Annotated in this window: 7 protein-coding genes; 5 read left to right on the top strand and 2 right to left on the bottom strand. The window is 25.6% G+C overall.

All coding sequences use genetic code 11. The features are described from left to right. Positions 1-783 carry a phosphate/phosphite/phosphonate ABC transporter substrate-binding protein gene (locus FDK22_RS15405; RefSeq protein ID WP_138153884.1) on the bottom strand — a complete coding sequence of 261 codons (783 nt, stop codon included), beginning with the start codon at positions 781-783 and terminating at the stop codon, positions 1-3. A 74-nt stretch (positions 784-857) separates the two neighbouring features. Next, positions 858-2,804, bottom strand: coding sequence for an NAD-dependent DNA ligase LigA (gene ligA / locus FDK22_RS15410; protein WP_138153885.1), 1,947 nt, complete (start codon positions 2,802-2,804; stop codon positions 858-860). A gap of 103 nt (positions 2,805-2,907) precedes the next feature. On the opposite strand from ligA, the gene FDK22_RS15415 reads away from it, so the two are divergent. The 5 genes from FDK22_RS15415 to FDK22_RS15435 all read left to right on the top strand — a co-directional run bounded on the left by FDK22_RS15415 (position 2,908) and on the right by FDK22_RS15435 (position 8,331). After that, entirely contained in the window at positions 2,908-3,255 is a 348-nt protein-coding gene (locus FDK22_RS15415) for a hypothetical protein (protein WP_138153886.1), read from the top strand. Beyond that, positions 3,255-4,013, top strand: a complete 759-nt coding sequence (locus FDK22_RS15420; protein ID WP_138153887.1) for a fructosamine kinase family protein — start codon at positions 3,255-3,257, stop codon at positions 4,011-4,013. Before FDK22_RS15415 ends, FDK22_RS15420 begins: the two co-directional genes overlap by 1 nt. Beyond that, positions 4,010-4,810 carry a DUF1853 family protein gene (locus FDK22_RS15425; RefSeq protein ID WP_138153888.1) on the top strand — a complete coding sequence of 267 codons (801 nt, stop codon included), beginning with the start codon at positions 4,010-4,012 and terminating at the stop codon, positions 4,808-4,810. Before FDK22_RS15420 ends, FDK22_RS15425 begins: the two co-directional genes overlap by 4 nt. A gap of 96 nt (positions 4,811-4,906) precedes the next feature. Further along, complete coding sequence (locus tag FDK22_RS15430; RefSeq protein ID WP_138153889.1) at positions 4,907-7,873, top strand: methyl-accepting chemotaxis protein; 2,967 nt, start codon at positions 4,907-4,909, stop codon at positions 7,871-7,873. 98 nt (positions 7,874-7,971) lie between these two features. Further along, positions 7,972-8,331 (top strand): NifB/NifX family molybdenum-iron cluster-binding protein, encoded by a 360-nt coding sequence (locus FDK22_RS15435; RefSeq protein WP_138153890.1) that lies wholly within the window; start codon positions 7,972-7,974, stop codon positions 8,329-8,331. The last annotated feature ends 160 nt before the right edge of the window (positions 8,332-8,491 follow it).

Consider the following 8,491-nt stretch of genomic DNA (forward strand, 5'->3'; position numbering starts at 1 on the left):
TTATAACGGTTTTACAGATTTAATAATCTCATATTCATCGGAATTTGTTTTTATAAATCTTTTTATACTTAGAGTTTTAGTTAAATCCTCAGGCATTGATAAAAATGCATCTTTTATTTTTTTTACAATATCTTTATCTAATCTTGGATGAAAGGCAATTGGGTGACTTGGATACTCATTTGTTTTGTAGATTATATTTAGCTTATCTTTATCATTTTTATCTTTAAAGTTATTAAATGTTCTAATAATACCACCTCCTATATATCCAACATCTCTAGAGATCCCTTTATAAACAGAATCATGGGAATTTACATATAAAACTTTTGCTTCTTTATCAATATCAAAATTGAAATGATTTTTTAATTCAAATTTTGTTAAAAGTGTCGCAGCAAAGGCATTTGGAGCAGGGAATAAAAATGTTTTTCCCTTTAAATTATCTTTTGTAAAAGGTATACTTTTTTCTTTTGCTAAAAGTATACCAACAATATTTTTATTTGCTCTAGTAAAAGCTTCATAGTTTTGTTTATGATTTGCTACTACAAAATGGTAAGGATTCATATAAGCTATATCATATGCACCACTATATAATTGTTCTTCAAAGGTAGGAATTGATTTTTCAGTTTTAAAAACTATTTTATAACCAGTTTTTTCTTTTAAATAATTTGTTACCTTTGACCATTTTTTAGCTAATTTTAAAGGACTTTGTTGAGGAACTACACCTAATATTATTGTTTGTGAAAACATCAAAGTAGATGCACATAAAATTAAAAATAACTTTCTCATAATTTATCTTCTCCTCAATATTATATTTAACTATAATTTACCTAAAAATCGTATCATAATAATATTATTTTGAATTAAATCATAGAATTCATTTCATCTTCTGTTAAAGTTTTAACCCCCAAATCAATCGCTTTATCATATTTACTTCCTGCCTCTTCACCATATATAACATAATCAGTCTTTTTTGATACAGATGAGCTTACTTTTGCTCCAAGTGCTTCAAGTTGTTTTTTTATTACACCTCTACTTACACTCATAGTACCAGTTAATACAACGGTTGTACCTTTAAAAGCATTTTCACTAATTTCAACTTTTTCTTCAACTTCAGGATTTATTATCTCAATAAGTTTTAAAACTAATTCATGATTTACTCTCATAAATTCAACATATGAATTAGCCATTTGTTCACCAATCCCATCAAGGGCAATTAATGAATCAATATCAATATCAATTACACCTAAACCAAACTCTAAACAGATTTGTTTAGAAGCTACTTCACCAATATGTTCAATCCCAAGAGCGTTTATAACTCTATGTAGTTGTGTTCCTTTTGTATTCTCAATAGCATTTAATAGGTTATTGATTTTTTTCTCTTTAAACCCTTCAAGGTTTTCTAAATCTTCATATTTTAATGAGTATAAATCTAAGATATCTTTGATTTTCTCTTCTTTAACTAGAAGTTCAACAATCTTATTTCCAAGACCATCAATATTCATACAGTTTTTACTTGCAAAATAGATTATAGAATTTACTACAATTGATGGGCAATCTAGATTTTGACACTTTATCATTGTCCCTTCATCAAGAAGTTCACTATCACATTGTGGACATTGTGTTGGTCTTGAAATAGGAGTTTCATTTCCTTTTCTTCTATCCGTAAACACTTTTGTGATTTTAGGGATAATATCACCACTTTTTATAATAATCACTTCATCATTGATTCTTAAATCTAATCTTTCAATCTCATCAAAGTTATGTAATGTTGCCCGACTTACTGTACTTCCATCAATAAGTGTTGGTTCAACACTAGCAACAGGAGTAATAACACCTGTTCTTCCAACTTGTAAGATAATCTCTTTAATCTTTGTAGTTTTTTCAACTGCTGGGAATTTATAAGCACAAGACCATCTAGGAAACTTAACTGTATAACCTAACTCTTCACAAGTTTCGATGTCATTTATCTTTACAACCATACCATCAAGCATCATAGGAATCTCATCCCTTGAAGCAATGATTTTATGATAAACTTCTTCAATCTCTTCAACTGTTTTTGTAAGAGTTTGTAATGGTGGCTTTACAAAACCTAATGAATAGATATAATCCATTTTATCTTTCATATTTTTATGTTCAAGTGTATTTACACCTATTCCCCAAACATTAAAAAATAGTTTTCTCTTAGCTGTGATACTAGGATCTAGTTGTCTTAAACTTCCTGATGCAGCATTTCTAGGGTTTGCAAATAGTGCTTCATTGTTTTTTAGTCTTTCTTCATTGATTTTTTCAAAATCTTTTTTTCTAATAACAATCTCACCTCTAATTTCTATTAAAGATTTTTCTTTAATTTCTAAAGGGATAGAGTGTATTGTTTTTACATTATTTGTTACATCTTCTCCAACACTTCCATCACCTCTTGTAATAGCTTGTTTTAATAAACCATTTTCGTAAATAAGGTTTAAGCTAGCTCCATCAAACTTAGGTTCACAATAAAACTCTAGATTTGTATTTACTTTTTGTGCTCTTTTAATCCAATCTTCTAACTCTTGTGTATTAAAAACATCTTCTTGTGACCACATTCTTGACAGGTGTGATGCTTTTTCAAAGCCATCTAAAACAAAACCTCCAACTCTTTTATTTGGTGAGTTTTGATGAGATAAAGTAGGGTTTTCTTGCTCAAAAGCAAGACAATCTCGTGAAAGTTTATCGTATTCTTCATCTGTTGCAATAGGGTTATCTTCTACATAATATGCATGTGCCCAACTAATTAAAATTTTTATTTGTTTATCATATTCTTCTTTAGTCATCATATTCCTAGCTTTTATATTTTCTTCAATTGATTTAATTATTTCCTTTTTATGAAAACTAGATTATACAAAAACTAAGATATAATTAACTTTTGGAGGGAAAATGACTTACGAAGAGATATTTATACTTGGTTGGAATTTGAATTTATTTATGTTTTTTTTAAATTTTTCAATTGCAATTGGAACAATGAGTAAAAGAAGTAAAGATCAGCTTTACAAAGAGAATCAAATACTTAGTGATTTAAAAGAGGAGTTTGATAAATACTATCCCTATAGAAAATACGAAACATTTGTAACTTATCTTATTCCATTTACAGCATTTTTTAGAATGTCTTATCGACTTTTAGAGATGAGAGCTTTTTTTAATAGAAATAAAGGGTGTACAATATTCGATTATATGGTTTATAAATATCAATCAGATATTACATTGGCAAAAAATAAATTAAGATAATGTCATCTGTTTTTACAAAGAGTAATCCCTTTGATAATGACTCTTTAATTAAAGAGGTTAAAGGGCTTAATCTAATAAAAGAAAACTTATCAAAATCAAATAACAATTATTTAAAAATCCCTGATATTATAAATGTAAACAAAAGTGAAATACAAATGAAGAAAATCCAAACTTCATTTGCAAGTGAAGACTTAATTAAAAAGTTTGCTTTTGGATTAGCAAAACTACATGAACAAAAAAACAAATCATATGGTTTGGAGTATGATAATTTTATAGGTTTAAATCCACAAAAAAATATTATAAGTGATAATTGGGGTAAGTTTTTTATTGAATATAGATTGGCTTATCAAATAAGTTTAATAAAAGATACTCAAATAAAACAAAAATTTGAAGATTTTTTAGATGATAACTTTAAAAAAATAGAAAGCCTTTTAACTGAAACTACAAATTATGCCTCACTAGTTCATGGTGATTTATGGTCAGGAAATGTTCTTTTTTCAAAAACTGCTGTTTATCTTATCGACCCTGCTGTTTATTATGCGGATAGGGAAGTAGATATTGCAATGACAGAACTTTTTGGTGGTTTTAATAACTCTTTTTATGAGACTTATAATAGTTATTTACCTTTAAGTAAGAGTTATAATACTAAAAAAATAATCTATAATTTATATCACTATTTAAATCATTATAATCTTTTTGGGACTTCATATTTAAATGGTTGTTTATCAAGTCTAAAATTTATAAATGAAAAAATATGAATAATACCCAAAAGCAATTTTTAGGTTTTTATGAAACAAATCATCTATTTAATAACTTAAATAATCTAAAACAATTCGATTTTGAAGAAATAGATTTATCTAATCTTCAAATTGATAAATTAGAAATAAATCAAAAACTTCCTTTAGGGAAAAGAGTAGAACTTTTTTTTGAACATTATTTGTTTTTATCTAAAAGATATAATCTTATAAAGAAAAATATTCAAATAATTTATAATAAAAAAACTTTAGGTGAAATAGATTTTATAATTTTTGACAACAAAGAAAAATGTTTCAAGCATATTGAACTTGTATATAAATATTATCTATATGATATTAGTTTTGAAAAAGAGTTGGATAGATATATTGGACCAAATAAAGATGATACTTTAGTCAAAAAATTAGATAAATTAAAACATAAACAACTTCCACTGCTTTTTAATGAAAAAACTAAGGCTTATTTAGAAGATATTGATTTTAATAATATTAAACAAGAGATTTGTTTTAAAGCAAATATTTATGTTCCTTTTTACAAAAAAAGTTTAGATATCCATTTTAAAGAAAATATTCGAGGTTTTTATATTGGATACAATGAGTTTAAAAATGACCAATATTTTAAATCTTGTGAATATTTTATGCCCCATAGATATGATTGGGTTGATTTTAATCCTCCTAAATCTTCATATATAAGTTTTGAAGAAATATTGCCACATCTTGATTTCTTTATAAATCATAAGAAGTCACCACTTCTTTGGATAAAAGAAAAAAATAAAATCTTTCAAATATTTATTTTATTTTAATATTTAAAAAAATTAGTAATTTTTTTATTTTTCTAGTAACCCCATTGTAATTGTATTCTAGTATTATCCAGATAAAAAATAATATTAGGAAAATATATGAACTTTTTTAACAATATCTCTTTGCGAAATAAAATACTTTTTACCTTAGCAATTCCAATTCTTTTAGTAATATTACTTGCTTATACTCTTTTAATAGAAAAAATAGAAAAACAAAATTCAATCAACTATACAAAAGAGTATTTAGGTTTTACCATTAGTTCTGCAAATCTATCACTAAATTTACAAAAAGAAAGTGAGTATAGTATTGAATTTATCGACTCTTATGGTAAGGGCAATGATGACAAGTTGAAATTAATTCAAAGTGAAGTTGATAAAAATATTTTAACATTACAAAAAAATATTGAATCAATTAGCAATGATGAAGAATCTTTTAATAAGAAAATAGCACAATTAAAAAAGTTACTTAAAGAAAAAGATAATATTCGAAAACAAATAAAAGAGCTTTCAATTAGTAGTGATGAATTAAATAAATACTATAAAAACTTCATGGAGATATTATTGTCTTTTATGGATGATGTTGTAACCTATAGTAATGATGGTGAATTATCAAAAAAACTACAAGGATACATTTTTTTAGTGCATTTTTTGATTAATGCTGAAGAGGAAAGAATGTTGGTAAAAAATATTTTTGATAAAGGAGTTTTATTAAATAAAGAAAATATTGAGTTTAATAAACTTGTAACAAATCAAAATATATTTTTAGAGCAATTTAAAAAAATTGCTTCAGTAGATAATCTTAAATATAGTGAAAATGAAAAAAATTGTGAAAAATGTAAACAATTAACTAAGTTTAGAACTATACTTTTTGATAAAAGTTTAAAAGATCAAATTATAAGTGATATCTATGCTAATGCTGGATATGGTGGGCTTATTCATAATTATAAGAACTATTTACTTAGAAACGATAATAAATCATTAAATAATGTTCAAAAGTATCATACAGCAATAAAAAGAAGTGTTAACAAATACAGAAGATTGAATGGCATTACAAAAGAGGAAAAGAGATTATTAAAAATTATTAAAAATAGTTTTGATTCTTATATGGGAAATGTTTTAGATATTTCTGATGGATTATCACAGGGGAAAACAATTAAAGAGATTGATGAAATTGTGAGATTAGATACAAGTAAAACTGTAAAATCTTTACAAAACTTAAATCAAAATATTTTTGGTGCACAAAAAGTAAAATGGGTTGAAGTATCAACTTCTAGAATTGATTATTATGAGAAGTTAGTTGATAAAGTAACTTTAGACATTAATAAATATATTGAGATGAAAAACTCTCAACTTAACACTGAGTTTATTTTCTTTGGAATATTTTTAATTATTATGTTAGTGATTATATTTATAATCAGTACACTTATGACTAAAAAAATTGTATCTAGTTTAAAAGTATTTAAACAAGGTCTTGAATATTTCTTCCAATATGTAATTAGAGAAAAAGATTATTTAAAACCTATGGAAGTAAAAGGAAATGATGAATTTGCTCAAATGACCCATGATATGAATGTGCAAATTGAAAAGATTCAAAAAATTATTGAACAAGATAAAAAAGTAGTAAATGAGATTACAAATGTAATTGTAAAGGTTTCTAATGGTTTCTTAGAATATAGTTTACATGAAAAAGGTGCAACTCATGAGGTTGAGTCTTTAAGACTAATCATAAATAAAATGATATCTTACACAAAAAATAAAGTTGATAATATAAATCTTTTACTTGATAATTATGCTCTTGGTAAATATAATTTTAGACTAAGTGAAGAGCAAAGAGTAGGGATGTACGGTAATTTTGGTACCCTTTCAACAAGAACACTTTTATTGGGACAATCTATATCTCAATTGATTGCTATGATTACAAATGCAGGAAATGAATTAAAAAACAATACTCAAACTCTTACTAAGTCATCTCAAATATTATCAAATAGTTCAAATGAACAAGCAAGTTCTTTAGAGCAAACAGCAGCTTCAATTGAACAAATTACATCAAATATGAAAAGTAGCTCAAAGGATGTTACTGAGATGTTAAGAATTGCTGATGATTTAAGTAATAGTGCAACTTTAGGAAATGAATTAGCATCAAAAACTTCCACTTCTATGGATGAGATAAATGAAAAAGTAAGTGCTATTAGTGATGCTATAGCCGTGATTGATCAAATTGCATTTCAGACAAATATCCTTTCATTAAATGCAGCAGTAGAAGCTGCAACGGCAGGCGAAGCAGGAAAAGGTTTTGCAGTTGTTGCACAAGAGGTAAGAAATCTAGCAAATAGAAGTGCAAATGCAGCAAATGAGATTAAAAAACTTGTAGAAGATGCAACTGTAAAATCAAATGAAGGTAAAAATATTGCAAATGATATGATTAATGGTTATGACAATCTTTCTTCAAAAATTGTTGATACAAGAAAGATTATTGATAATGTAACAATTGCCATAAAAGAGCAAGAGAGTGGTATGATTCAAGTAAATAGTGCAATTAACTTAATAGATCAAATGACACAAAAAAATGCACAAACTTCACATGAAATAGATTTATTATCTCAAGAGGTTTCTAAATTATCAAATAGACTATTAGGGATAACAAAACAAGCAAATATTAATGACAAGTATTATGATATGGTTGATGATATTCAAATGATTTCTGATGTTTCAAAATATAAAAATAATCATATCAATTTTAAAAGAAGATATTTTAAAGATTTAGATTCATACTCTTCTATTAATGTAGTTGATTGTAAATCTTGTAACTTAGGTAAGTGGATAGTTGATAGTGAAAATATGCAAAAAGAGTTTGTATTCTCTAATGAATGGAAAAAACTAAAAAATTACCATGAATCATTACACAGTGAGGTTCAAAACTATATAGATTTAAATCATAAAAAAGTAGATAATAAACAGTTGAAAAATTCAGCTTCATTGATTGAAAAACATACAGAAGAGATCTTTCAAAGTTTAAATGAAATACTTCATGTAAATACCTTAAATCTAAGGAACAAAGCTAGTTAAAGAGGAAATTAGCTTTATTTCCTTTTTGCCACTTACTAAATAAAGAAAATTTTAAGAAAAGAATAGTAAAATAATTTTATAACTAATTAAGGTTTAGAATGACTATTTTTCCTGTAGATTCTGTAAGTGAAAACTCAATAATTTCAACTTCTTTAGAAAAATCAAAATATTTTGTAGTTTATAATAAAAATAGTATAAAAATTGAACCAAATCCGAGTACCTATGGAGTTGAATTAATTCAATGGCTTAATGATAAGGGTGTAAGCTCAATTATAATTAAAGAGATGGAAATAAATCCATATAATAAATTAAAAAATTCTCGTATAAAAATATATCATGTTGGTGATAAAGCTAAAAAAATAAATGAAATAATCAATAGTTTTAAAAATAAAAAATTAGAACTTTTAAATAATGATAGAATGTTAGAAATAGTAAAACTACATGAAGGTAGAATGTAAATGAAATAAAAGAGTTAGTACTCTTTTATTTCTTAGGTGTACAAAACTAGACTTGACCTGACACAGCACAATTTCTCCTGAAATTTTTTGTCAGTTATTTCATGACGCCGTATCTTGTGACTCTGTAGGATTATAACCAATCATCTTGACTTTGGCAAGA

The organism is Arcobacter arenosus (assembly GCF_005771535.1).
GTDB classification, from domain to species: Bacteria; Campylobacterota; Campylobacteria; order Campylobacterales; family Arcobacteraceae; genus Halarcobacter; species Halarcobacter arenosus.

Bases quoted from the DNA above. Each gene is read 5' to 3' on its own strand.
- FDK22_RS15435 (WP_138153890.1), top strand. From the start codon at position 7,972: ATGACTATTTTTCCTGTAGATTCTGTAAGTGAAAACTCAATAATTTCA.
- FDK22_RS15430 (WP_138153889.1), top strand. From the start codon at position 4,907: ATGAACTTTTTTAACAATATCTCTTTGCGAAATAAAATACTTTTTACC.
- FDK22_RS15425 (WP_138153888.1), top strand. From the start codon at position 4,010: ATGAATAATACCCAAAAGCAATTTTTAGGTTTTTATGAAACAAATCAT.
- FDK22_RS15420 (WP_138153887.1), top strand. From the start codon at position 3,255: ATGTCATCTGTTTTTACAAAGAGTAATCCCTTTGATAATGACTCTTTA.
- FDK22_RS15415 (WP_138153886.1), top strand. From the start codon at position 2,908: ATGACTTACGAAGAGATATTTATACTTGGTTGGAATTTGAATTTATTT.
- FDK22_RS15405 (WP_138153884.1), bottom strand. From the start codon at position 783: ATGAGAAAGTTATTTTTAATTTTATGTGCATCTACTTTGATGTTTTCA.
- ligA (WP_138153885.1), bottom strand. From the start codon at position 2,804: ATGACTAAAGAAGAATATGATAAACAAATAAAAATTTTAATTAGTTGG.